This is a genomic window from Brevibacillus jepli, from assembly GCF_047229145.1.
Taxonomy (GTDB): domain Bacteria; phylum Bacillota; class Bacilli; order Brevibacillales; family Brevibacillaceae; genus Brevibacillus.
This window is the reverse complement of record NZ_JBFEFW010000017.1, coordinates 1-22,778: the sequence shown is the minus strand read 5'-3', so window position 1 is coordinate 22,778 and position 22,778 is coordinate 1. Positions and strand designations below refer to the sequence as shown.

Below are 22,778 nucleotides of genomic sequence, written 5' to 3'. Positions count from 1 at the left end.
GGTGAAAACCATTTATGACAAGAGATGAACTCGTAGCCGTACTGGAAAAAAAGCGAATGACCGAAATCATAGAGCTGATCGAGGATGCTGAACAAGGAGACCTGGAAGAACTTGAGCTTGTTGAAAGCCTGGGATTGCTTATGGATCAAGACTTGAACAGAGAAGTTATTTCGTTATTGGAGAGCTTGGGTGTCACGATGATTTATTTGAGTGGCGATGAAGAGGACGACGACGAGGACGACGAAGACGAAGACGAAGACGAAGACGATAATTAAAAAGAGAACCAACCTTGCTCATGCTGCCAGGTTGGTTTTTTCATTCCTCATTTTTGCGTCCAGACTCGATTTTTATTTCGGGTTGCTGGGAACTTTTCCCCTCTGGAAAGCTCGATGATCATCGGGTTCTGCACACTTGCACCGGACTCACCAATTTCCATATAGACGGCGTTTTTCGGAGACTTTTCTCCTTCACGAAAACGGCTGTGTTCTCCCACGAAGGCACCTTCTTCCTAAGGAATTGTCATCTGAATTAGTATGACCCGGTCCTGATGGTTCATGCTTCCCCTTCTATTGACGATAGATTCTGAATTCATATACGATAATTTCAATTCCTTTAGGAGAGGTGGATTCATGCTACGTCTGACCTTGAAAAAAGAATCAAATATATCCATTCACGAGCAATTATACCAACAAATATCCTCCTCGATTCGAAACGGTGAGCTTCCCTCCCAAGGGATGTTGCCAACGGTTAGACTGCTAGCGGCCCAATTAAAAGTCAATTACAATACCGTGCGCAGCGTGTATTTACGCTTGCAGCAAGAAGGGCTGGTCGAATGTCGGCAAGGGAGGGGGACGATTGTAAGCAGCACCGTAGGTGAGACTCACTTGGCACGCAATCCGATCCATCTAGCCCTGCTTGCCAAGGAAACAATCCATAAAGTAAAAGCAATGGGCTACACCATGGACGAATTCACACGCGTCCTTTCCTGTGTGTTGCAAGAGATCAATCAGTTTCCGGTTCTCTTTTTGCGGTTCACAGAGTTGGAGGTTACTGAATATTTGCGTTTGGTGCAGTATCATCTGCCGAGTGTGATGGTCGAAGGGAGAACCTTCGATGATTTTTCCCAACAGATTGAATTAGATCCGAGTTTTTTGCAGCATTACAAAGCAATCGTTACCGCACCTTCCATTAACCTGAAAATGAAATATCGGCTTCCAGAGGATGCCCCACCCGTCGTTAGCCTTGATTTTATCCCAGACCCGACAACAGTCATCCCGGCTATGGAGGCATACCCTCGACAGACGAAAGTCGGATTGATCTGTGCAACTATGCGGGGGGCTGCGGGGATGATCAATGATCTCTACAACGCCGGCATTACACATTTGGATATTCGGACGACAGAAGCGAATCATGCAGAAGTGTTTGATTTGATTACAGCCTGTGACGTCGTCTATATTTCCAAGCCCGGTTACATGGTCAAACCTCATTTGCTGACGCTGCCCAAAGTAAAGGAGTTTCAAGAAATCCCTGACCATCACGGCATTAATGAGCTGCGCAAGCTCGTTACCCACTGAGATTGATATCCTCCATACCTTGGAAACGAATGACGATTCTCTCATTTACCGGAGTTGCCGGCTATTTTTTATGAATACATACGGAATATCTTTAACGAGCGGAGTGAACACTAGCATGATTTCGGCAGCGATGCTACTGTTGCCGCTTCTGCTTGCAGCTTTTTACTTTACCGTTCAATCCCAGTCTGATCAGGAGCAGTCGTTGTGGGGAGACCTTTTGGTATTGGGCTCACAGCTCATCTGGTCCGTGTATGTCGTACAGATGAAGCGTCCATACGATACCAGCGACCAAGTAGGCATTTACATGAATGTCATTCCGCTTTTTAACGTCTTGACTGCCATCATTTTTCTGCAAGAGCCGTTAAGCTGGTTTACGATTCTCGGTGGAGGATTCATTATTTTGGGGGTGTGGTGGTTGGAAAAATCGCGATCCAATCAACGATCAGCGAGCATAACTAGTGAGTAGCCTACGAGATATCTGCTGATTTTAACTAGTGTATAGACTTATGTCCATGCCGATAAATCTTCACCTACATATCTTGTAGATGTAACGAACAGGAGGGGGTGAGGTTAATGAGTTGCGGATGCAGAAAATCTCGTCGCAAATGCTATAAATGCTGCGAAAAGAAAATGTACAAAAAGCATTGCTACTACAAGCCACACTACAAAACGTATTGTAAACCATACGGTCGTAGTTATGGTCACGGATACTGCGGCGGTTGGGGCGGCGGTTATGATGGTTACGGTTCCTCTGGGTACGGCGGAAGTCACGAGAGCAAATATTAATAGAGAAAGGCGCCGTGATTGGCGCTTTTTTCGTTTTTTCGCAAGTTTTGCGCAATTTGTCGTACAATAGAGGAAAAGGATTAATGGAGGTATGAATATGCAATTCCTGAATGGGAAAGAGGAACGAATGTGGGCGATGATCGTACATTTGTCGGCCTTCCTCGGTTTTATCGTACCGTTCGGCAATGTACTAGGGCCTTTAATTGTATGGTTGATCAAGCGGGAAGAGGGTGCCTTTTTTTATGAGCATGGAAAAGAGGCATTGAATTTTAGCATCTCTGTTACTATTTATGCGGCTATTTCAAGCCTATTGATCATTATTTTTATCGGTGCACTTTTGTTGGGAGCGCTTTTTATATTTTGGGCAATCTTCGTGATTATTGCTGCGGTGAAGGCAAATGAAGGAAAAGAATTCCGTTACCCGCTAACGTTCCGTTTGATAAAATAGCCGTCTCTTGGAAAAGTCGTTCCTCGTGGGACGGCTTTTTGTTTATTTGAATTTTCTGTTAAAAAGAGGATGAACAGTCGTTCATCTCGAATTACAAGAGAGTGTAGTCGGTGAAGGGGGAGTCAAATCATGTTGTCGGGTGTTACGGTTGTTGATTTTTCTCGCCATCTTCCAGGTCCGATTTGTACGATGCGCCTGGCTGATTTGGGAGCAGAGGTCATCGAGGTGGAATCGTTTCACGACAAAGATCACTCACAGGCAATGAATCCCTCGCACCGAGAACCTAGAGAGACGGGAGCGTTTTACCTGCGTTCACACCGCAATCATAAAAGCATTTCCTTGAATTTGCGTACGAATGAGGGAAAGGCGCTCGCGTTTGCTCTGGCTAGACAGGCTGATGTCGTGGTAGAAAGCTATCGTCCGGGTGTGATGCGGCATTTGGGTCTTGATTACGATTGCCTGTGGGAGAGGCATCCTGCTGTGATTTATTGCTCGGTGACGGGCTACGGACAAAGCGGGGAGCTGTATCAATTAGGGGGGCATGACTTGAATGTCCAGGCAGTGAGCGGATTTTTGTCACTGGTTCGAGACCCGGAAGGTAAGCCTGTCATTGCTGATATTCCTCTTTCCGATTATGCGCTTGGGTTATATGCCAGTGAACAAATTTGCGCGGCGCTCGTCCAACGTGCGAGGACAGGGCGAGGAGCTTATTTGGATGTCTCGTCTGCCGATTTGTTTAGTTCCTGGACAGGGCTGCATGCACTGTTTACGCGGTATGGCACTTCGATCGGGAGGGAGACCGGACGAGGAGGGCTGCTGGCGTATCAGGTGTTTGAGACAGCAGATGGTCAGTATGTCGCGCTCGCTGCGTTGGAAGAGAAGTTTTGGCTGAATTTTTGTCGCGCGGTAGGCAGAGAGGACTGGGAGCTATGTCACCGGGCTACAGTTGCCGAGCATCCGGAAGTGCTCGAAGAGATGAAAGCACTTTTCCTGTCCAGAACCCAAGCAGAATGGAGCGAGTTGGGCAGTGAGGTGGATTGCTGTCTGACTGCTGTTGAGGATTGGGAAAACTGGGCAGACAATCCGTACGTTGCGAACAGGGAAATTGCCTATACGATTCCTTATTTGGAAAAGAAGTCCCCTGATCAAGAGGCGAGCTTCGCACATCGTTATTTAGCGGAGAGGAAGTCTCCACCGTGGTACACCGACTACACGAATGAGTTACTCAAACGCAAATTAAACCTCACAGAGGAAGATTTGCGCCGGTTACAAAAGCAGGGAGTTATTCCTGCTGCTTCTTCATAGGAAAGGGTGAGAAAAATGATCGAACAGGACCAAAAAACACAATTGATCGTCACAAAAGCAGATGGTATTTACACGATTACACTTAACAGGCCACAGGTTTTGAATGCGATGACGGTCGAAATGTTTTCCCTTTTGCAGGAGGCTATTTCAACAGGTGCGGCAGATGAAGAGGTTGATGTGGTCATACTGCGCGGAGCAGGCGGGAATTTTTGCTCCGGTGCTGATTTAGGTGTGTTGACTGCACTGACTGACAAGAGTGATGCTGATCAGTCACTGACGATCATTAATGACTTCATTACGAACCTACATCAAATGCCAAAGCCTGTGATCGCCGTTATCGAAGGGGTAGCCGTCGGAGCGGGACTTAATCTTGCGTTGCACGCTGATTTTGTCATTGCGACGGAAGATGCATTGTTGCAGGAGCCTTTTGTCCAGATTGGACTGACCACTGATTTTGGTGGGACATATTTATTGCCGAGACTCGTTGGTACGGCGTGGACGAAACGGCTCGCCCTGCTGGGAGAAAAAATCTCAGGAAAAAAAGCCGAGGAGATCGGCTTGATTTATCGTGCGGTGGAAGCCAGTCAAGTCGAAAGCGAGGTCGACAAACTGGTTGCTGCGGTACGCCGCCTGCCGAAACAAGCGTATGCCGTTACGAAAGAAGGATTGGGACGCTGCTATACAAACGGCCTGGAATATGCGCTGGCCTGGGAAAAGCAACAGCAGCCGTCCCTAATTGCTCGACCTGAATTCCAGGCGCTTGTCCAAGCGAAAATGAAGCGGACGTAAGCGACTTATTTTGGCAAGGGGATGCGTAGTTCATGAATACGCTGTCCTGTTGCTGCACTCTCCTCGAACAAAGCGAGCACGGGTGATTTTGCGTTCGGATCTAGCTTGAGATCGATGGAAAAGCTGCCCCATTCTGGTGCGCCCATACTTGCCGTCACAAAGCTATTTGCAAGTGTCTTGTCTTTGTCCGTAACGACGAATCGAACGTTGGCTTCGTTAACGCGGGCTTCCCCCTTGATCGTATATTGCCCTTCGCCAGTTTTGGTGATCGTGATATTTCGGAACGATTCATTCTCATATCGTCCCTTGTCTTCGCCAACAGGATGAGAATGTACATGAGCCGCTGCAGGCGGGATGATCGTGGGGAATGACACAGTAGTCAAGCTTATGGCGAGCATGCAAGTAGTCAGCATTTTGGATCGGAGTCGCATTCTTTCCCTTCCCTTCATTCAATTTCCTCTCTAGGTTGGCGAATTTGTCTGTGAACTATTCTTGGCAGCTTGTACAATAGGGAACTTTATCCGTTGAGTAGAGGGCCAATCTGTGATAGAGTAGGGATATCAAGATCCTGCGATGTACGATAGGCCGTAAATGTTTCTAACCTTATACGTGTTTTTCGGGAGACGGAAACTGTGATGGATGTCAGGCCCACCTCCGTGTGGATGCATGGGAAGGCTGAAGTGCAGTAGGGTCACCCACCTGTGTGAGCGCAGGTTATAGAAACATGAGGTCAACGGCAGAGCGGGGACTTGGCCGTTTATGAATGCAATGAATTGCCGATAGCACGAAAAACCACTTGGAATTTCCTTCCAGGTGGTTTTTGTTTTTCGTAAAGAATTAGTGAGTGGTTTTGTTTTGCTTGCCAGAGCCGTGCCCTTGACCTTGTTTCTGGTTTCCCTGATCTTGGTCCCCGTGATCTACAATCGTCAAGTCTTTTTCAAGCGATTGGGAGTCTTGGGCGTCTTGAAGAATTTGATACATTTGCAGGAAGTTTGCTTTTTGTCCCTCAGGAATTCCTTTGATCCGAACGGTCAGCTCCTGTGGGCCGTTTTGCTGCTGTCCGCCTTGACTGTTTCCTTGTCCACTGCTTTCATTCGAACTCGGCTGTTCGTCAAGAAAGCTGAGAAACATTGAGTCACTGTCTTGGTCTTGTTGATTGTTTTGTCCGCTGTTTTGTGATTGCTGTCCTTGTCCTTGTCCGTTCTGCTGCTCAAACAGCACATTGAATTCGTTAAGATCGGTCTGGATGATGCCAATGACGTTCATCCTGATCCTCCTTCCAAAATAGAAATGATGCTTCAGCCAGGATGCTTGGAATGATGAACACCGTGCCGTTGCAGGTAACTATGGAAAAAGTATTCCACCACTGTTATGGCAAATGCCGTCAACAACAAACCAGATAAGGATATGGTCTGGCCAAACAAGTAACAGCCAAGCCACAAGGAGGCATACACAAACAAGAAATCAGCTGAGCTCGCAAACGTATTGTTCGTACGCGGGAGGATCGTCAAATCAAGTACATAACCCAGTAAACTGACAATCACGCTTGCGAGCACTGCAAACATAAGGGACGTCCCCGACCACCAAAGCCCTGGAATGGCAATGATTCCGTTAAACAAGAGCTTGAGAACGATGTTCAAAGAACGAACACCACCTTTCATGCCCTTAGTATGAACTTAGGTAGTCGCGCTATTCGTAGAAGAGGTGTTTGATTTTAAGCGGCGGATGAGCGCTTCATCCGGTGTAACATACAGCGTGCGTTGCTGTTCGTAAATGACATAGCCAGGCTTGGCACCGCTCGGTTTTTTCACATGCTTGATGAGCGTGTAGTCCACGGGAATTTGACTTCCCTCTTTGGCCCGGCTGAAATAAGCGGCCAGATTCGCTGCTTCAAGCAACGTTTCATCTGAAAATTCACGAGCGCGGATGACCACATGTGAGCCGGGAATATCCTTGGTGTGCAGCCATGTTTCTTGCGAAGAGGCGAGCTTGTTGGTCAAAAACTCGTTTTGCTTATTGTTTTTGCCGACCAAGATTTCGATTCCATCTGAAGAGAAGTAAGTATCCAGCTCTGGTCTGGTTTCCTTTTTCTTGCGCGGGCCGCGTTTTTTACGGTCTCGCATGTAGCCTTGCTCGACGAGTTCCTCGCGAATTTCTTCGGCATCTTTTAAGGTAGCATGCTCCAGTTGAACAAGTACGCCGTCCAAGTACATGATTTCAGCATGAGCCTGTTCGATCTGCTCACCTACGATGGAGAGGCTGTTTTTTGCTTTGTTATAGCGTTTGTAATACGACTGCAAATTTTCCGACGGCGTCTTCAGTGGATCGAGCGGGATCGTGATGGTACCTCCAGTCTCGTCATACCAGTTGACAGTGACCAGTTCATGATCACCACGCTTCAACTGATGCATATTGGCGGTGATCAATTCACCGAACAGCCGGAACTGATCTGCCTCGTGAGCATCCTGCAGCGTTTGCTCGAGCTTCTCAATTTTCTTTTCATTCTTGTTGCGCTCTGCGGTGACGAAACGGATCAGATCGTGTGCGCGCTGTTTGACTGTATCACGGAGCGCCTTCCCTTCGTAAAATGCCTGCAAGCAAGCCTGAACGGAAGGATAGGGAGTCGTGACACCGTTCGTGAGATGAGTAAGCTCAACCACGTGAAAATATGCTTTGCCGTTTGTCTCAACAATCGATGGCAAATACTCGTGCGCATTGATTGCGTCCATCACCTGTGAAAAGGCATTCCACAGTGTTTCACGATTTGCGAGACCAGCTCTGTGCAAGATTTCTTTTGCGAGGAGCGGGCTGATTCCTGTGTAGCCGTCCACAATTTGCTTGTCCAGACGGCCGCCGTTCCAGTCGAGGGAAGAAATAAACACTTGCTCGGTGACTGTGAGGGGGTCGCGCTTATCCTGACTCGGAGGAGAGACATAAGGTCGGCCAGGTATGACCTGTCTGTATTGACTGATGGCCAGCGTCACGTGCATGGCGCTATCCAAAATGATTCCGGTTGCGGGATCGATGAGTATGATATTGCTGTGTTTCCCCATGATCTCTACAATAATCCGGCGCACAGCCGTGTCACCCAGCTCATCCCGGGTGCGTACGTCCATATGAATGATCCGTTCCATCCCGACTTGCTGGACGGACTCGATTACGCCACCCTCACAATGCTTACGCAATAGCATACAAAACATCGGAGCTTCCAACGGATTCGTGAATTCTTCTGTCGTCAAGTGAATTCTGGGATAGGTCGGGTTTGCAGACAGGAGGAGCTTTACCGTTTCTCCTTGGGTCCGTACCTGCATAACGATATCACTATGGTGGGGTTGGTGGATTTTCGAGATGCGTCCACCTACTAGTTTATGTAACTCCCGCGTGACAGAGCGGGTTACAACGCCATCAAATGCCACAAATGGTCACCTCAAATCAAAAAAATGGCTAGAATAATAAAGGGCAGAACGTATAGGGCTTGCCAGTCACAGTGTAGCATAAGTCAGAGCTGGGAGGAATCTCATCGTGATGGGGCTGCTTCGGTTGACACTGCCAAGAGTTGTCTCCTATAATAAATTAACGATTTTGCGTCTATGGAAGTGAAAACTTGTGATTCGAAGCATGACGGGTTACGGTAGAAAAGAAGACAGCAGAGGTTCCATTCGAGTGACGGTCGAGATTCGTTCCGTGAATCATCGTTTTTCTGAAATTGTTGTGCGCCTACCGAAAGCATGGAATATGCTTGAGGATTCTGTTCGCAAGCTGGTCGCTCAAAATGTCAGAAGAGGACGTGTCGATGTAACGATCTCGGTAGAAGGAAAGAATCCTTCTTCTTCGGTCATGGACATTGATTGGGATGTCGCTGAACAGCTAGTCTCCATCTCCCGCGAGATGACACAACGTTTTTCGCTAGAGACGCCTTTAAGCGTCAAGGACCTGCTGCATTTCCCTGGCGTGATACATACCAAGGAGTCAGAGGACAATGTGGAGGAGCTGGCAGAGTGGCTCCAAGACCTGGTAAAAGGTGCCGCAATGGATCACGTCTCGATGAAAGAAGCCGAGGGGATTTTGCTGCACGCTGATCTAGCCAGTCGTCTGACACAGATCAATACCTGGACACGGGAGATATCCCAGTTGGCCCCACTTTGTATGGAAGAGTATAAGGGCCGACTTCAGCAACGCGTAAGTGAGTGGGCGGATTTGACACCTTTTGAATTGGACCCTGCTCGTGTAGCGCAAGAGGTTGCCTTTTTCGCTGATAAAAGTGATATTAGTGAAGAGTTGACCCGTTTAGATAGTCATTGCCAACAGTTTGCTAATCAATTAGGCAAAGAAGAAGCAATCGGTCGAAAACTTGATTTTCTGCTCCAAGAAATGAATCGGGAGGCGAATACAATTGCTTCCAAGGCGAATCATTTGCGCATTCAGCATCTGGCTGTCGAGATAAAGACGGAGCTGGAGAAGATGCGGGAGCAAGTACAGAATGTCGAGTAGCATGAAAGGATGGGCTGGGCCGTCATGGCAATCAAGCTAATCAATATCGGTTTTGGCAACATCGTCAATGCCAACCGCATTATTTCAATTGTAAGTCCGGAATCCGCTCCTATCAAACGGATCATCCAGGAAGCGCGCGATCGCAACATGCTAGTGGACGCGACCTATGGGAGACGTACACGTGCGGTAATTATTACAGACAGCGATCACGTCATTTTGTCAGCGGTGCAGCCAGAAACAGTGGCACAGCGCTTGACAACGAAGGATGACGAATCGGACGAATAAAGTAGGAGTGTAAACAATGAGTATGGTTGATCGTGGTCTCCTTTTGGTTCTTTCTGGACCAGCTGGTGTGGGAAAAGGAACAGTATGCAAGGCACTTCGCGAAGTGATGCCTGATCTCGTGTATTCTGTTTCAGCTACCACCCGCCAGCCGCGTCCTGGAGAGGTAGAAGGAGTTAATTACTTTTTCAAAAGCCAGGAAGAGTTCAAGCGAATGATTGAAGAAGACGCTCTTCTGGAATGGGCAGAATACGTAGGCAATTACTACGGTACACCTCGCCAGTTCGTGGACGACATGCTGAATGAAGGGCGCGATGTCATTTTGGAGATTGAAGTCCAAGGTGCCCTTCAAGTGAAAGAAAGCTTCCCGCAAGGCACGTTCCTTTTTTTGGCTCCACCTGATTTGAACGAGCTGGAAAATCGAATCGTGGGACGCGGGACAGAATCGCAAGAAATCATTCGCAAGCGCATGGAAGTGGCGCGTGCGGAAATCGAGCTGATGGACCATTACGATTATGTAGTCGTCAATGACGTCATCGAATCGGCTTGCGATCGGATCCAAGCTATCATTACAGCGGAACATCTGAAAAAAGATCGTCAGGTTCACAAATATCGCAAATGGCTACAGGAGGTTGAATAGTATTATGTTGTATCCATCTATTGACGAATTGACCGAAAAAGCTGAGAGCAAGTACATTTTGGTAACAGTAGCATCCAAGCGTGCACGTCAGCTTCGTGAAAACAGCGAAATTCAAGTGGTGAGACCAAAATCCAAAAAATTTGTAGGTCTTGCACTGGAAGAGTTCATCTCCGACGAGCTCGTTCACGAGTTTTTGGACGGTCGCAAATAAGCATTCACCTTTAAAAACAACCTCACGAGGTTGTTTTTTTCGGATTTCGGATGGGGGAGAAAGGAGAGAGTGCAGATGCATTCGCTTGCAGGAAAACGAATTGTTCTTGGAGTATCTGGCGGCATCGCTGCTTACAAGGCTGCTGCACTGACCAGCAAACTGACACAGGCAGGAGCATTGGTGCATGTTATTTTGACAGAGAGCGCCCTGCAGTTTATTCAGCCTTTGACGTTTCAAGCCTTGTCTCACCTGCCTGTTTATACAGATACTTTCACGGAGCCAGACCCGCATGTGATTAGCCATATCGAGCTGGCTGATCGAGCTGATCTCGTTCTGATTGCGCCAGCCACGGCAAACGTGATTGGCAAAATGGCCAACGGCATCGCGGATGATATGCTGACGACGACCGTGCTGGCTACAAAATCGCCAGTCATGGTCGCGCCTGCCATGAACGTCAATATGTACAATCACCCTGCGGTTATCGCGAATATGGACAAGCTCACTTCATATGGGTACCGATTTGTTGAACCGGGTGTCGGGCTATTGGCATGTGGCTGGATTGGCAAAGGACGTTTGGCAGAGCCAGAGGAGATCGTCGAGGCTGTTCGTCAATGGTTTGCATCCGATGAAACAAGACAAACAATCCGTGAAAAAGATTTGCAGGACAAGCATGTACTGATCACAGCGGGACCAACTCGTGAAAAAATTGATCCAGTTCGCTACATAACCAATCACGCTTCAGGAAAAATGGGCTACGCCATCGCTGAAGCAGCACGAGACAGAGGGGCGAAGGTCACATTGATCAGTGGACCGACTGCTTTGGCACGTCCTGATGGTGTCGAATTTATCGCGGTAGAATCCGTTCAAGAAATGTTCGATGCAGTCATGGAGCAGTTGCCGCACTGTGACATCGTCGTCAAATCAGCAGCAGTATCCGATTATCGACCGAAGCATGTGGCTGAACATAAGATGAAAAAGGGTGATGGTCCACTCGAACTTGCGCTGGAGAAAGCGCCGGATATTCTAAAGACCATTGGTGAGCGGAAAACGAAGCAATTCGTCGTGGGCTTTGCAGCAGAGACACAAAATGTGTTACAGCATGCCCAGTCCAAGCTGGAGCGAAAAAATCTCGATATGATCGTTGCCAATAACGTATTGCTTGAGGGAGCAGGTATGGGAAGCGATACGAACATTGTCACCTTGTTGACCCGTGGCGGCGAGCAGCTGGCTTTGGATAAGTTGAGCAAGCGGGCTGTGGCAGACAAGCTGTTTGATGCTGTCCTCGCAGTGCAAGAGCATAAACCGCTTCGAGACCTGTCATGATTGCTCAAATTATCGTGGACGTTCCCGTCAATCGAACGAATCGGCCTTTTGATTACAGCGTTCCGCCTTGGCTGCGTCCGCTGATTCGTGTCGGCAGCCGAGTGGTGGTTCCATTTGGTCCCCGTCAACTGCAAGGCTACGTCATCGGAATCGTTGAGAATGACGAAGCAATTCCGGATCGTACGCGACTGAAGGATGTCGTGCAAGTACAAGACGACACCCCACCACTTACGCCAGAGCTGCTAAAGATGAGTGAATGGATGTCCAAGCAGTATTTGTGTCCGTGGGTAACCGCTGTGCAGGCCATGCTCCCGGCTGTGCTCAAAGGAAAGTCGGAAAAATGGCTGACAGCGACAGATGCACTAGACGAGGAAGCTTGCGGGAGGTCTGGACTTCTGTGGGAGATGCTGCGCAAACGGCAATTACCACTAACAGAAATAGAGAAACAATTTCCTGAAGAATATATGCTAGTCCCAGGATGGATACAGAGCGGTCTGCTCGCGACGGAGTATCAAGTGAAGGATCGCATTACGCGCAAGCAGCAATCGTTTGTCCGATGCTTACTGGATGAGGGAGAGCTGGAAAAAGCGATCGGTTCTTTGCCAGCACGAGCGGAGCAGATGCGTCGAGTCCTTCAGCTGCTGCTCATGCATAAGGAACAGTCCTTATCTGTGCAAATGCTGCGGGATGAGTACGGAATTACGCGTTCTCCGTTGAAAAGTTTAGAATCAAAAGGCTGGATTGCGATCGAGCAAGTGGAAGTGTACCGTGACCCGTACGCCAATCGACGCTTTCATGAAAAGCCAAAGCCGACCTTTACTCCTGTACAGCAAGCAGCGTTGACACCCATTTTGCAATCAATCGATTCAGGAACGTACGCTTCTTATTTGCTGCACGGCGTTACGGGAAGCGGCAAGACAGAAGTGTATTTGGAAGCGATCGAACGGACATTGGAAAAAGGCCGGGAAGCGATCTTTCTCGTACCGGAAATCTCTTTGACTCCACAAATGGTAGAGCGCTTCAAAGGCCGTTTTGGTGCGGACGTGGCTGTTTTGCACAGTGCGCTGTCACAAGGGGAGCGCTATGACGAGTGGCGCAAGATCATTCGCAATCAGGTCAAGGTGGTGGTAGGTGCACGTTCTGCCATCTTCGCGCCTTTTCGAAATGTCGGCCTGATTGTCATCGATGAAGAGCATGAGAGCTCGTACAAGCAAGAAGAGACCCCTCGCTATCATGCACGGGAGGTCGCCCTGTGGAGAGCGAAAGAAAACCAGGGTGTTCTCGTCATGGGAAGCGCGACTCCGGCCTTGGAGACGTATGCATTGGCTACACGAGGCCGATACGAGCTGTTGCGCATGCCGGAGCGTGTCGGGAATCGTCCGATGCCACAGGTTCATGTCGTGGACATGCGTGAGGAGCTCCAAGCCGAGAATCGTTCGATGTTCAGTCGGAAGCTGCATGAGATGATTGCAGACCGATTGGCAAAAGAAGAACAGATGGTCATTTTCCTTAATCGAAGAGGCTTTTCTACCTTTGTCATGTGCCGTTCCTGCGGCTATACGATGCGCTGCATTCATTGCGATATCTCGCTTACCTATCACAAAACGAATCACACGGCCCGCTGTCACTACTGTGGGTACACGATTGGACAGCCTTCGCATTGTCCCGAGTGTCAGAGCGAGCATATACGCTTTTTTGGTACGGGGACGCAGAAGGTGGAGGCAGAGCTGGCAAAGCTTTTCCCTGGTATCCGGGTCATTCGGATGGATGTGGATACGACTTCGCGAAAAGGCTCTCATGAGGAGCTGTTGAACAAATTCCGCGCTGGGCAAGGCGACGTCCTGCTCGGTACCCAGATGATTGCCAAGGGTCTTGATTTTCCGCGGGTGACGTTGGCGGGAATCATTGCAGCAGATACCTCCTTGCACCTGCCTGACTTCCGTGCTGCTGAAAAGACGTTCCAGCTGCTCACACAGGTAGGAGGGCGAGCGGGACGACATGAGTTAGATGGAGATGTAGTCATTCAGACGTATACACCTGAGCACTACAGCATCGTCCACGCAACCAAGCATGATTATCCTGCGTTCTATCAGGATGAAATGCTACAGCGCAGACGAACGGGATATCCGCCTTATTTCCGGCTCGTCTTGATTACCTTTAGCCACGAGGATGTACCTGTCGTCATCCGCGGTGCGCATACGATGGCCGACTATTTGCGGCAGCGTTTGGCACAGACAACGATCCTCTTGGGGCCAGTCGCTTCGCCCATTGCAAGGGTGAAGGATAGATTTCGATTTCAGATCATGCTAAAATATCGTGATGAACCGCAACTGTCAGAACTGCTCGCTCAGGCGACGGCTGCGTTTGAAGAATGGAACAAACAGCAGAAAGTATTGATGACGATTGACGTCGATCCATACGTACTGCTTTAGGGAGGATATGAATCACATGGCGATTCGCACGATTGTAAAACATCCAGATCCGATTTTGCGTGAAAAAGCAATGGTTGTAACCAAATTTAACTCCAACTTGCACAAGCTGCTTGATGATATGGCAGATACGATGTACGATGCAGAAGGTGTAGGCTTGGCTGCTCCACAAGTGGGCATTTCCAAGCGTGTCATCGTGATGGATTGTGGCGATGGACTGATTGAAATGATCAATCCGGAAATCGTTGAGCATGAAGGTGAGCAATTCGATTATCCAGAAGGTTGCCTGAGCATTCCAGGCTTGCAAGGGGACGTTCGTCGTCACAAGTGGATCAAGCTGCGCGGTCATGATCGTGACGGGAATGTGATTGAGCTCGAGGCAGACGACCTGTTGTCCCGTTGCGCTCAACACGAGATCGATCATTTGAACGGTGTCCTCTTTATCGATGTAGCTGACAAGGTGTACAAAGTAAACCCGAATCAGGAAGGGGAATAACCATTTGAAAGATGCTCGCATCCTGTTTATGGGTACGCCTGACTTTGCTGTATCGAGTCTTACGGCTGTACTCGAAGCAGGCTATAACGTGATTGGAGTCGTAACACAACCCGATCGTCCCGTTGGACGCAAGCAAGTATTGACGCCGCCCCCCGTGAAGGAGGCGGCTTTGCGTCATGGACTTTTGGTATTGCAGCCGGAAAAGATCAAGGCGGAAGAAGCACTGGAAGAAGTGTTGGCGCTTGATTTTGATTTGATCATTACCGCAGCGTATGGGCAGATTTTGCCTAAGAAATTGCTCGATGCACCGAAATACGGCTGCATCAATGTGCATGCTTCCCTTTTGCCGAAGTATCGTGGCGGTGCGCCGATCCACAAATCGATTGTGGAGGGAGAAGCGGAAACAGGCGTGACCATCATGTACATGGTCGAAGCGCTAGACGCAGGGGATATGCTATCCAAGGTAGTCGTGCCGATTGAGGAGCGCGATACAGTTGGAACATTGCATGACAAATTGGCTGTAGCAGGCTCAGAGCTATTGATTGCTACTGTTCCTCGCCTGTTGGCAGATGAAATCACAGCTGAGCCACAGGATCATTCAGCAGCGACTTTTGCCCCAAATATCAAGCGAACGGACGAAAAAATTGACTGGAACCGTTCTGCTGAACAGATTTACAACCAAGTCCGCGGCTTGAATCCGTGGCCTGTTGCATTTACTACGCACGAAGGCAAGATTTGGAAGCTGTGGTGGGTAGAAAAAATGCTGGAGGCGGGCGTTGGCAAAGAGCCGGGAACCATTATCGCCCGCGAGGAAGACGGAATTGTTGTCGCTTGCGGAAGCGGTGCAGTGAAAATAACCGAATTGCAGCCAGAAGGCAAAAAACGTATGAGTGCTCTCGACTTTTTGCGTGGAGCGGGCAGCAGCATTGAAATCGGCACAAAGGTAGGAGAATAGTCCGTGGCAAAAAAGGGAGCTCGCAATATCGCCCTCGATATTTTGAACAGGGTAGAAGAACATAAGTCCTACAGCAATCTGGAGCTGCGAAACGTCCTGGATCGTGAAAATCTCAGTGCGGCAGATGCAGGACTGGTGACAGAGCTTGTGTACGGTACCATTCAGCGCAAGATGACGCTGGATCATGTCCTGTCCCATTTTGTCGGGAATAAAAAAGTGCAGTCCTGGGTCCGCAATTTGCTGCGTCTCAGCTTGTACCAAATTCGCTTTTTGGACCGTATTCCTGAACGGGCAGCGGTGCATGAGGCAGTTGAGATCGCTAAGAAACGCGGTCACCAAGGGATTGCTTCAATGGTCAACGGTGTCTTGCGTAATGCTTTGCGCCAGCCAGATGTATGGGAGCGTCAGCCAAAAGGCGATCGTGCCTTGCAAATCGCTGTAGCCCACTCGCATCCGGAATGGCTTGTGCGTCAGTGGCTCGCCGTATACGGTGAAGAGACGACGATTGCCATCTGCGAAGCCAACAACAGAACGCCACATAGCTCTGTTCGGGTCAATGCATGCAAGACGACGAAAGCTCAAGTGCTGGACAAGCTGGCAGAAGAAGGGCTGGAAGGACATGCATCGTCTGTTAGTCCCGATGCCATTCTGATGGAAGGCGGACATGCAGCAGGCTCTCGCTTGTTCAAGGAAGGCTACTTCACGATCCAGGATGAGAGCTCCATGCTCGTAGCCCCAGCTCTTGCTGCCAAACCAGGCATGCGTGTGCTGGATGCTTGCGCTGCACCCGGAGGCAAAACAACGCACATAGCGGAATTGATGGAAAACCAAGGGAAAATCATCGCGAGTGACGTGCATCCGCACAAGCGCGACCTGATTGCCGGCGCAGCGAAAAGACTCGGAATCACCATCATCGAGCCGATCGTAAGCGATGCACTGGACTTGCCTGAAAAAGCGCTGGGGACTTTTGACCGTATTTTGCTGGATGCACCATGCACGGGATTTGGTGTGATTCGTCGCAAGCCTGATCTGAAATGGAACAAGTCGCCGGAAGATGTCCGTGCGATTGCCCAGCTTCAGTACGAGCTGTTGAAGACATTGGCACCAATGCTCGCTGCAGGCGGAGTCATGGTATACAGCACATGTACGATCGAGCCAAAAGAAAATCAGGAGATTGTTCGTCGCTTTGTTCTCGAGCATCCTGATTTTGTCCTAGATGATACATTGGCGGAGGACCTGCCTGAGGCTGTCAGAAAGCATGTAGATGAAACAGGCGCCTGCATTCAAATTTTGCCTCATCATTTCGAGAGTGATGGCTTCTTTATCGCTCGATTGAAACGAAAAGGATAAGGGAAAAGGTATAAATAAGGGGTGGCGCACCAATAGGTGGAAAATGCCGCTCCTTTGCCTTTGTTTGCGAGTGCGCGTATTGGTTTACACTAGGAAAAGCGATTCATTTATGAAACTGGATGCCAAAACCGTTTGAAGCGAGACGCGCCACGAGGTACAATGATAGAATGACGATTTATGTAAGCAATGATTTTGAGGATGTGGAAATAGTATGCCGTTAACGACATTTACTAGCGCAAAGCCGCTTATTTACAGTTTGACTCTGGAAGAAATGAAGGAATGGTTGGTCAGTGCTGGCGACAAAGCATTTCGTGCGCAGCAAATTTTTGACTGGCTGTATGTGAAGCGTGTCACATCCTTTGACGAAATGAGCAATTTGTCCAAGGACCTGCGCCAAAAGCTGGCAGATACGTTTCGTATGGATCCCCTCAAGGAAATCACGCATCAGGAATCTCAGGATGGAACGATTAAATTTTTGTTCCAGCTTGTAGATGGACATGCAATCGAGACGGTTATTATGCGTCATAACTACGGAAACAGCATCTGTGTAACGACACAGGTTGGCTGCCGTATCGGTTGTACGTTTTGTGCGTCCACGCTAGGTGGATTGAAGCGTAACCTGGATGCGGGAGAAATCGTATCTCAAGTATTGATGGCTCAGCGCAGATTGGATGCTGATGGTGAACGTGTCAGTCACGTGGTTGTGATGGGGATCGGGGAGCCTTTTGAGAACTTCGAGAGCTTGATGGCTTTCTTGTCCGTAATCAACGATAACCGTGGATTGAATATCGGTGCTCGTCACATTACGGTTTCCACCAGCGGAATTGTGCCGAAGATTTACGAGTTTGCTGAACGAGGCGGACAAGTGAACCTGGCGATTTCCCTGCATGCTCCAAACACGGAGCTGAGAAGCCAGCTGATGCCAATAAACCGCGGCTTCCCGCTTGATAAACTGATGGAAGCATGCCAGCATTACATTAACAAGACAGGCCGCCGCATCAGCTTTGAGTATGGACTTTTCGGCGGGAAAAATGATCAGCCTGAACATGCAGAAGAGCTGGCTGCGCTTATTGGCGATATGCTCTGCCACGTGAACCTGATCCCGGTGAACTACGTACCAGAGCGTGATTATGTGCGCACGCCGCGTAATGAGATTTTTCAGTTCAAACGTATTTTAGATGAAAAAGGAATCAATGTGACCATCAGACGCGAGCAAGGCAGTGACATTGCTGCTGCCTGCGGACAATTGAGGGCACAACACGCTAAAGAAACCGTGGGGTGATGCCATGGAAATCGCGATGAAATCCCATGTTGGCCGCGTTCGTCAGGTTAACGAGGACTATTATGCCTGTGTGACCGATTTAAACGGACGTGTGCTGGCCATTGTTGCTGATGGTATGGGTGGCCATCAGGCTGGTGATATCGCCAGCCGCCTTGCTGTTGAGCGAATAGTAAAAGAACTGCGTCATCTGGATGGGGACCTTGATGCAGAGGATGTGCGTGAGCAATTGATGAACGCCGTCCTGCTTGCAAATAAAGAAGTATACGAATATGCGGTAGAGCATCCGGAGTGCAATGGTATGGGCACAACCGTGGTTGCTGCTTTGCTCGACCATACCTCCGTGATTACAGCGCATATTGGTGACAGCCGTCTTTATTTTTACAACCAAGACGGCCTTGTCATGAAAACGGAAGACCATTCACTCGTTAATGAACTGGTGAAAAGTGGACAGATTACGGCCGAGGAGGCGTCTGTCCACCCTCACCGCAATGTCATTATGCGTTCGCTCGGGACAGAACCGGATGTGCTCATTGATCTTGGGCATTTTGAATGGTCAGAGGGTGATGTCGTATTGATTTGCTCCGATGGGCTGAGCAATAAAGTAAGTCATCCTTCTTTAGAAGAATCGTTACAGAAACAGATATCGTTACAAGCGAAGGTAGACGGTCTGGTGCAGGAAGCATTGGATGCCGGTGGGGAAGATAACATAACGCTGGTTGCCGTACAAAATACGCTTGATGCCGGTCAGGAAGAGGGGTGAGAGAGATGGAAGGTCAACGACTGGGAGGACGATACCAAATAGAATCCCGCGTCGGTGGGGGCGGTATGGCCATTGTATATAAGGCCAAAGATTTAATATTGAATCGTCCAGTGGCTGTCAAGGTGCTGCGTTCGCAGTTCGGTACAGACGAAGATTTCGTCAATCGTTTCCGACGGGAAGCGCAGGCGGTGGCGAGTTTATCTCACCCCAATGTGGTTGGGGTGTATGATGTCGGTCAGGAAGGCGATACCCATTACATGGTGATGGAGTACATAGAAGGATATACGTTGAAGGAGGTTATCATTCAACGTGGCGCATTGCCGGTAGAAGAGGCTGTGCGGATCGCCGAGCAAATTTGCGATGCACTCGATCATGCGCATCAAAACCAGATCATTCATCGAGATATTAAGCCGCACAATATTATGATTGGAAAAAACGGTCGGGTGAAGGTTACGGACTTCGGTATTGCAAGAGCCGTGACTTCTACTACGATTACGCATACGAATGCGATGCTGGGCTCTGTCCATTATTTTTCGCCAGAGCAGGCACGCGGAGGAATAACCGGAGAAAAATCCGATATTTACTCTCTCGGGATTGTCTTGTACGAAATGGTGACGGGTGAACTGCCGTTTTCCGGTGATTCGCCAATATCTGTGGCGCTTAAGCATTTGCAGGAGCCGCTTCCCGAGCCGCGCCAAGTCAATCCAGCCATACCGCAGAGTGTGGAAAATGTCATTTTGAAGGCGCTGGTGAAGGATCCGTTTCTCAGATACGCATCCGCGAGTGAAATGCTAGAAGATTTGGAGACCTGCCTGTTTCCAGAACGATTAAACGAAGAAAAGCTGACGTTCCCGGTGGATGAAGAGATGACGCGTGTGGTGCCGATCATCACACCTGACATGCTCGAAGGCCACACCAATGGAAAAACCGGCGGAGCAGGACGAAGTCGTTATGAGCAGCGTACGGATGACGAGGACGCTAAACCAGCCAAGAAACAATGGTGGATCAAAGCACTGATGTGGGTTGGCGGTATTGGACTGTTTTTCGTACTGGCATTCTTCGGATTTAACTTACTGTTGAATCTGTTCCCGTCCGTTCCAGAGGCACAGGTACCTCATGTGGAAGGAATAGAAGTGACGCTCGCTGAGAAGAAGATTCAGGATGCCAAACTCGTTGCCCGTATCGTCGAAGAAGCCAATGATACGATAGAAAAGGGAATGGTGATACGCCAGGACCCTGCACCTCCCATGCGGTTAAAGGAAAATTCCGTTGTGACCTTGTATGTAAGTAGGGGGCAACAAGAGATCAGTATGCCGAATCTGGTTACGCTGCCGAGGGCAACAGCAGAGGAAGCGTTGAAAAGTAATGGTTTCAAACTGGAAAATGTCACCTTCGTAGAAGAAGAGGATGACAAGGCCGAGGTAGGAACCGTTATCAAGCAGGCGCCAGCAGCAAATGAAAAGGTGTTCCCGACCAAAACGAACGTGACGGTCACGATCAGTAAAGGAAAAGCCTTCGTGAAAATGCCGGACGTGCGTAATATATCGGTAGAGGCTGCACAAGTAGAATTGTTCAAAAGAGGGCTGGATATCGGCGCAATCAAGGAAGTGCCTACTTATCAGACAGACAAAGCAGGTATTGTGCTAAGCACGCACCCGTACGATCCCGGGATGGACGTTCAAAAGGGCGTAAAAGTTCCGCTTGAGGTCAGCAATGGCCAGTTCCCGCAAGACGCCAAACCAGCAAATGTCCCTGTTTATGTAGAGGTTGTGCCTGGAGACACGCTGGAAGTGAGAATTGAAGTGACAGATGCACGTGGAGAAGCACAAGTTCTTCACACAGATACGATCACCGAAAATAAAGAGTACGATGTACCGATCGTCTTGGCACCACAGAAGGACGCGTTGGTCAGAGTGTTAGTGAAACGACCGAACGATCAAACCTTCGGGGAATACCAAGTGATACCGATTTCGTATAACAGCTTGCCATAGTGTAGTGGAGGGACATGAATGCCAGAAGGACGGATTGTGAAAGCACTCAGTGGTTTCTATTATGTAGCCGACGGAGGGCGAATCTACAGTTGCCGTGCACGAGGGCTCTTCAAGAAAAAAGATGCAAAAGTAAATCCACTTGTTGGGGATTGGGTCGTATACGATGCGATCAATGAAGAAGAAGGGTATGTCATGGAGGTGGGCGAACGGACGAATGAGTTAGTTCGTCCGCCCATTTCCAATGTGGATCAGGCGGTGCTCGTCTTTTCGATGTACAAGCCGATGTTCAGTCCGTTGCTGTTGGACAAGTTCCTGACGCATACCGAGCATGCAGGCATTGACTCCGTCATTGTCCTTTCCAAAGCCGATCAGGTGCCAGAAGAAGAGGTAACCGAAATCGTCCGAAAGTACGAAGCGATCGGATATCGCGTGATTCCGACTTCGACTGTGGATGCACGCGGCTCGGAGGAAGTACGTGAGATTTTGCGGGATCGGATCTCTGTTTTTGCAGGTCAATCCGGCGTAGGTAAATCCTCCCTGATCAATATGCTGTTTCCGGGCGTCAGCCTGCAGACAGGCGATGTCAGTCAAAAGCTTGGACGCGGGAAGCATACGACGCGCCACGTCGAACTGATTCCGCTGGATGGAGGCGGCTATGTGGCCGACACACCTGGATTCAGTTCACTGGAGTTCATCGATTTCTCTGAGCTTGATTTGGCAGAAGCCTTTCGTGACTTTGCTGACCGCAGTTCGGAATGCAAGTTCCGCGGCTGTCTGCACGTAAGCGAGCCTGCTTGTGCGGTTCAGTCTGCATTGGCAGCAGGTGAGATCAATGAACAGCGCTACGAACACTACAAACAATTCCGCGAAGAGCTAAAAGAATACCAACGGAGGAACAAACCATGGTAAAAATCGCACCTTCTATCCTATCTGCTGATTTTGCCCGTCTGGGTGAAGAAATTCTCGATGTCGAGAAGGGAGGAGCAGACTGGATTCATGTGGATGTCATGGATGGACACTTTGTTCCAAACATTACGATCGGCCCATTGATTGTCGATGCGATCCGACCTGTGACCAAGCTGCCTCTCGATGTACACTTGATGATTGAGGAACCAGATCGGTACATTCCGCAATTCGCGAAAAGCGGAGCAGATTGGATTACCGTTCACCAAGAAGCATGCCGTCATCTGCATCGCACGCTGCACTTGATCAAAGAGCATGGCGTGAAGGCAGGGGTGGTATTGAACCCGGCTACTCCGATTTCTACCATCGAGCCTGTGCTTGCTGATTTGGATATGGTTCTCCTCATGACAGTGAACCCTGGCTTTGGTGGACAAAAATTCATTCACAGCGTAGTGCCAAAGATTGCCCAGTTGCGTCAAATGTTGAACGAGCGAGGCCTGGGGCATGTTGAAATTGAAATCGATGGCGGTGTGAATGCAGAAACAGCACGTCTGTGTGAGGAAGCAGGAGCTACAGTCCTCGTTGCAGGCAGTGCAGTATTCAATCAGGTTGATCGCGGTCAAGCGATTACCGCGATTCGTGGAAAGTAAGAAAAATACCTGGTGTGTAAGCTGGCGTCGGTACTCTGATATTATCCCCTTTAGGTAGACAGTTAAGAGATTGACTCTTACTGTTAATTTGGAGGGGATTTTTTCATGAAAAG

Annotated in this window: 26 protein-coding genes and 1 other RNA gene; 22 read left to right on the top strand and 5 right to left on the bottom strand. The window is 49.1% G+C overall.

Translation table 11 applies throughout. From position 1 onward, the window contains the following. The first annotated feature begins 14 nt into the window (after positions 1 to 14). Positions 15 to 275, top strand: coding sequence for a hypothetical protein (locus tag AB1L17_RS18730; RefSeq protein WP_412846599.1), 261 nt, complete (start codon positions 15 to 17; stop codon positions 273 to 275). A 47-nt stretch (positions 276 to 322) separates the two neighbouring features. Here the strand turns inward: AB1L17_RS18730 and AB1L17_RS18725 are convergent, their stop codons facing one another. Next, the gene (locus tag AB1L17_RS18725) at positions 323 to 493 is read right to left on the bottom strand and encodes a YjzC family protein (protein ID WP_017249478.1); all 171 of its coding nucleotides are present in this window, start codon (positions 491 to 493) and stop codon (positions 323 to 325) included. 136 nt (positions 494 to 629) lie between these two features. Between AB1L17_RS18725 and AB1L17_RS18720 the strand changes: the two genes are divergently transcribed. The 6 genes from AB1L17_RS18720 to AB1L17_RS18695 all read left to right on the top strand — a co-directional run bounded on the left by AB1L17_RS18720 (position 630) and on the right by AB1L17_RS18695 (position 4,902). Further along, positions 630 to 1,574 (top strand): GntR family transcriptional regulator, encoded by a 945-nt coding sequence (locus AB1L17_RS18720; RefSeq protein ID WP_412846598.1) that lies wholly within the window; start codon positions 630 to 632, stop codon positions 1,572 to 1,574. A 115-nt stretch (positions 1,575 to 1,689) separates the two neighbouring features. Continuing rightward, positions 1,690 to 2,040 (top strand): EamA family transporter, encoded by a 351-nt coding sequence (locus AB1L17_RS18715; RefSeq protein WP_412846597.1) that lies wholly within the window; start codon positions 1,690 to 1,692, stop codon positions 2,038 to 2,040. A 107-nt stretch (positions 2,041 to 2,147) separates the two neighbouring features. Beyond that, positions 2,148 to 2,360 (top strand): hypothetical protein, encoded by a 213-nt coding sequence (locus AB1L17_RS18710; protein ID WP_412846596.1) that lies wholly within the window; start codon positions 2,148 to 2,150, stop codon positions 2,358 to 2,360. A gap of 97 nt (positions 2,361 to 2,457) precedes the next feature. After that, entirely contained in the window at positions 2,458 to 2,808 is a 351-nt protein-coding gene (locus AB1L17_RS18705; protein ID WP_412846595.1) for a DUF4870 domain-containing protein, read from the top strand. Between the two features lie 129 nt (positions 2,809 to 2,937). Next, positions 2,938 to 4,113: a CaiB/BaiF CoA transferase family protein gene (locus AB1L17_RS18700; RefSeq protein ID WP_412846594.1), complete on the top strand. Its 1,176-nt coding sequence runs from the start codon at positions 2,938 to 2,940 to the stop codon at positions 4,111 to 4,113. A gap of 15 nt (positions 4,114 to 4,128) precedes the next feature. Continuing rightward, entirely contained in the window at positions 4,129 to 4,902 is a 774-nt protein-coding gene (locus AB1L17_RS18695) for an enoyl-CoA hydratase/isomerase family protein (protein WP_412846593.1), read from the top strand. 5 nt (positions 4,903 to 4,907) lie between these two features. Here AB1L17_RS18695 and AB1L17_RS18690 read toward each other — a convergent pair whose 3' ends face one another. Continuing rightward, complete coding sequence (locus tag AB1L17_RS18690) at positions 4,908 to 5,333, bottom strand: Gmad2 immunoglobulin-like domain-containing protein (protein WP_412846592.1); 426 nt, start codon at positions 5,331 to 5,333, stop codon at positions 4,908 to 4,910. 131 nt (positions 5,334 to 5,464) lie between these two features. Here AB1L17_RS18690 and ssrS point away from each other — a divergent pair. Then, positions 5,465 to 5,654, top strand: a non-coding RNA gene (gene ssrS / locus AB1L17_RS18685) — 6S RNA. Between the two features lie 85 nt (positions 5,655 to 5,739). Here ssrS and AB1L17_RS18680 read toward each other — a convergent pair. The 3 genes from AB1L17_RS18680 to AB1L17_RS18670 are packed head-to-tail and all read right to left on the bottom strand — an operon-like array spanning position 5,740 to position 8,318. After that, positions 5,740 to 6,168, bottom strand: a complete 429-nt coding sequence (locus tag AB1L17_RS18680) for a hypothetical protein (protein ID WP_412846591.1) — start codon at positions 6,166 to 6,168, stop codon at positions 5,740 to 5,742. Positions 6,169 to 6,200: 32 nt separating this feature from the next. After that, positions 6,201 to 6,542: a DUF2512 family protein gene (locus tag AB1L17_RS18675; protein ID WP_412846590.1), complete on the bottom strand. Its 342-nt coding sequence runs from the start codon at positions 6,540 to 6,542 to the stop codon at positions 6,201 to 6,203. Between the two features lie 36 nt (positions 6,543 to 6,578). Beyond that, positions 6,579 to 8,318: an Rqc2 family fibronectin-binding protein gene (locus tag AB1L17_RS18670; RefSeq protein ID WP_412846588.1), complete on the bottom strand. Its 1,740-nt coding sequence runs from the start codon at positions 8,316 to 8,318 to the stop codon at positions 6,579 to 6,581. 190 nt (positions 8,319 to 8,508) lie between these two features. On the opposite strand from AB1L17_RS18670, the gene AB1L17_RS18665 reads away from it, so the two are divergent. The 14 genes from AB1L17_RS18665 (at position 8,509) to rpe (ending at position 22,665) form a co-directional block, all read left to right on the top strand. Continuing rightward, entirely contained in the window at positions 8,509 to 9,393 is an 885-nt protein-coding gene (locus AB1L17_RS18665; RefSeq protein WP_412846587.1) for a YicC/YloC family endoribonuclease, read from the top strand. A 24-nt stretch (positions 9,394 to 9,417) separates the two neighbouring features. Further along, positions 9,418 to 9,678, top strand: a complete 261-nt coding sequence (gene remA / locus AB1L17_RS18660) for an extracellular matrix/biofilm regulator RemA (RefSeq protein WP_015891999.1) — start codon at positions 9,418 to 9,420, stop codon at positions 9,676 to 9,678. Between the two features lie 16 nt (positions 9,679 to 9,694). Next, the gene (gene gmk, locus AB1L17_RS18655; RefSeq protein WP_173604713.1) at positions 9,695 to 10,315 is read left to right on the top strand and encodes a guanylate kinase; all 621 of its coding nucleotides are present in this window, start codon (positions 9,695 to 9,697) and stop codon (positions 10,313 to 10,315) included. A 4-nt stretch (positions 10,316 to 10,319) separates the two neighbouring features. Next, positions 10,320 to 10,526: a DNA-directed RNA polymerase subunit omega gene (gene rpoZ / locus AB1L17_RS18650; RefSeq protein ID WP_016742004.1), complete on the top strand. Its 207-nt coding sequence runs from the start codon at positions 10,320 to 10,322 to the stop codon at positions 10,524 to 10,526. Positions 10,527 to 10,601: 75 nt separating this feature from the next. Continuing rightward, positions 10,602 to 11,849 (top strand): bifunctional phosphopantothenoylcysteine decarboxylase/phosphopantothenate--cysteine ligase CoaBC, encoded by a 1,248-nt coding sequence (coaBC, locus tag AB1L17_RS18645; RefSeq protein WP_412846586.1) that lies wholly within the window; start codon positions 10,602 to 10,604, stop codon positions 11,847 to 11,849. After that, on the top strand, positions 11,846 to 14,281 hold the full coding sequence (priA, locus tag AB1L17_RS18640) for a primosomal protein N' (protein ID WP_412846585.1): 2,436 nt from the start codon (positions 11,846 to 11,848) through the stop codon (positions 14,279 to 14,281). The genes coaBC and priA overlap by 4 nt, the downstream gene beginning before the upstream one ends. Before the next feature lie 16 nt (positions 14,282 to 14,297). Continuing rightward, positions 14,298 to 14,774, top strand: a complete 477-nt coding sequence (def, locus tag AB1L17_RS18635) for a peptide deformylase (protein ID WP_412846584.1) — start codon at positions 14,298 to 14,300, stop codon at positions 14,772 to 14,774. Between the two features lie 4 nt (positions 14,775 to 14,778). Then, positions 14,779 to 15,729 (top strand): methionyl-tRNA formyltransferase, encoded by a 951-nt coding sequence (gene fmt, locus AB1L17_RS18630; protein ID WP_412846583.1) that lies wholly within the window; start codon positions 14,779 to 14,781, stop codon positions 15,727 to 15,729. Positions 15,730 to 15,732: 3 nt separating this feature from the next. Next, positions 15,733 to 17,079: a 16S rRNA (cytosine(967)-C(5))-methyltransferase RsmB gene (gene rsmB / locus AB1L17_RS18625; RefSeq protein ID WP_412846582.1), complete on the top strand. Its 1,347-nt coding sequence runs from the start codon at positions 15,733 to 15,735 to the stop codon at positions 17,077 to 17,079. 211 nt (positions 17,080 to 17,290) lie between these two features. Next, complete coding sequence (gene rlmN / locus AB1L17_RS18620) at positions 17,291 to 18,361, top strand: dual-specificity RNA methyltransferase RlmN (protein ID WP_412846581.1); 1,071 nt, start codon at positions 17,291 to 17,293, stop codon at positions 18,359 to 18,361. A gap of 4 nt (positions 18,362 to 18,365) precedes the next feature. Beyond that, positions 18,366 to 19,121, top strand: coding sequence for a Stp1/IreP family PP2C-type Ser/Thr phosphatase (locus tag AB1L17_RS18615; RefSeq protein ID WP_412846580.1), 756 nt, complete (start codon positions 18,366 to 18,368; stop codon positions 19,119 to 19,121). Positions 19,122 to 19,126: 5 nt separating this feature from the next. Then, the gene (pknB, locus tag AB1L17_RS18610; protein WP_412846578.1) at positions 19,127 to 21,112 is read left to right on the top strand and encodes a Stk1 family PASTA domain-containing Ser/Thr kinase; all 1,986 of its coding nucleotides are present in this window, start codon (positions 19,127 to 19,129) and stop codon (positions 21,110 to 21,112) included. Positions 21,113 to 21,130: 18 nt separating this feature from the next. Continuing rightward, complete coding sequence (gene rsgA / locus AB1L17_RS18605) at positions 21,131 to 22,021, top strand: ribosome small subunit-dependent GTPase A (protein ID WP_412846577.1); 891 nt, start codon at positions 21,131 to 21,133, stop codon at positions 22,019 to 22,021. Further along, positions 22,015 to 22,665 (top strand): ribulose-phosphate 3-epimerase, encoded by a 651-nt coding sequence (rpe, locus tag AB1L17_RS18600; RefSeq protein ID WP_412846576.1) that lies wholly within the window; start codon positions 22,015 to 22,017, stop codon positions 22,663 to 22,665. The genes rsgA and rpe overlap by 7 nt, the downstream gene beginning before the upstream one ends. The last annotated feature ends 113 nt before the right edge of the window (positions 22,666 to 22,778 follow it).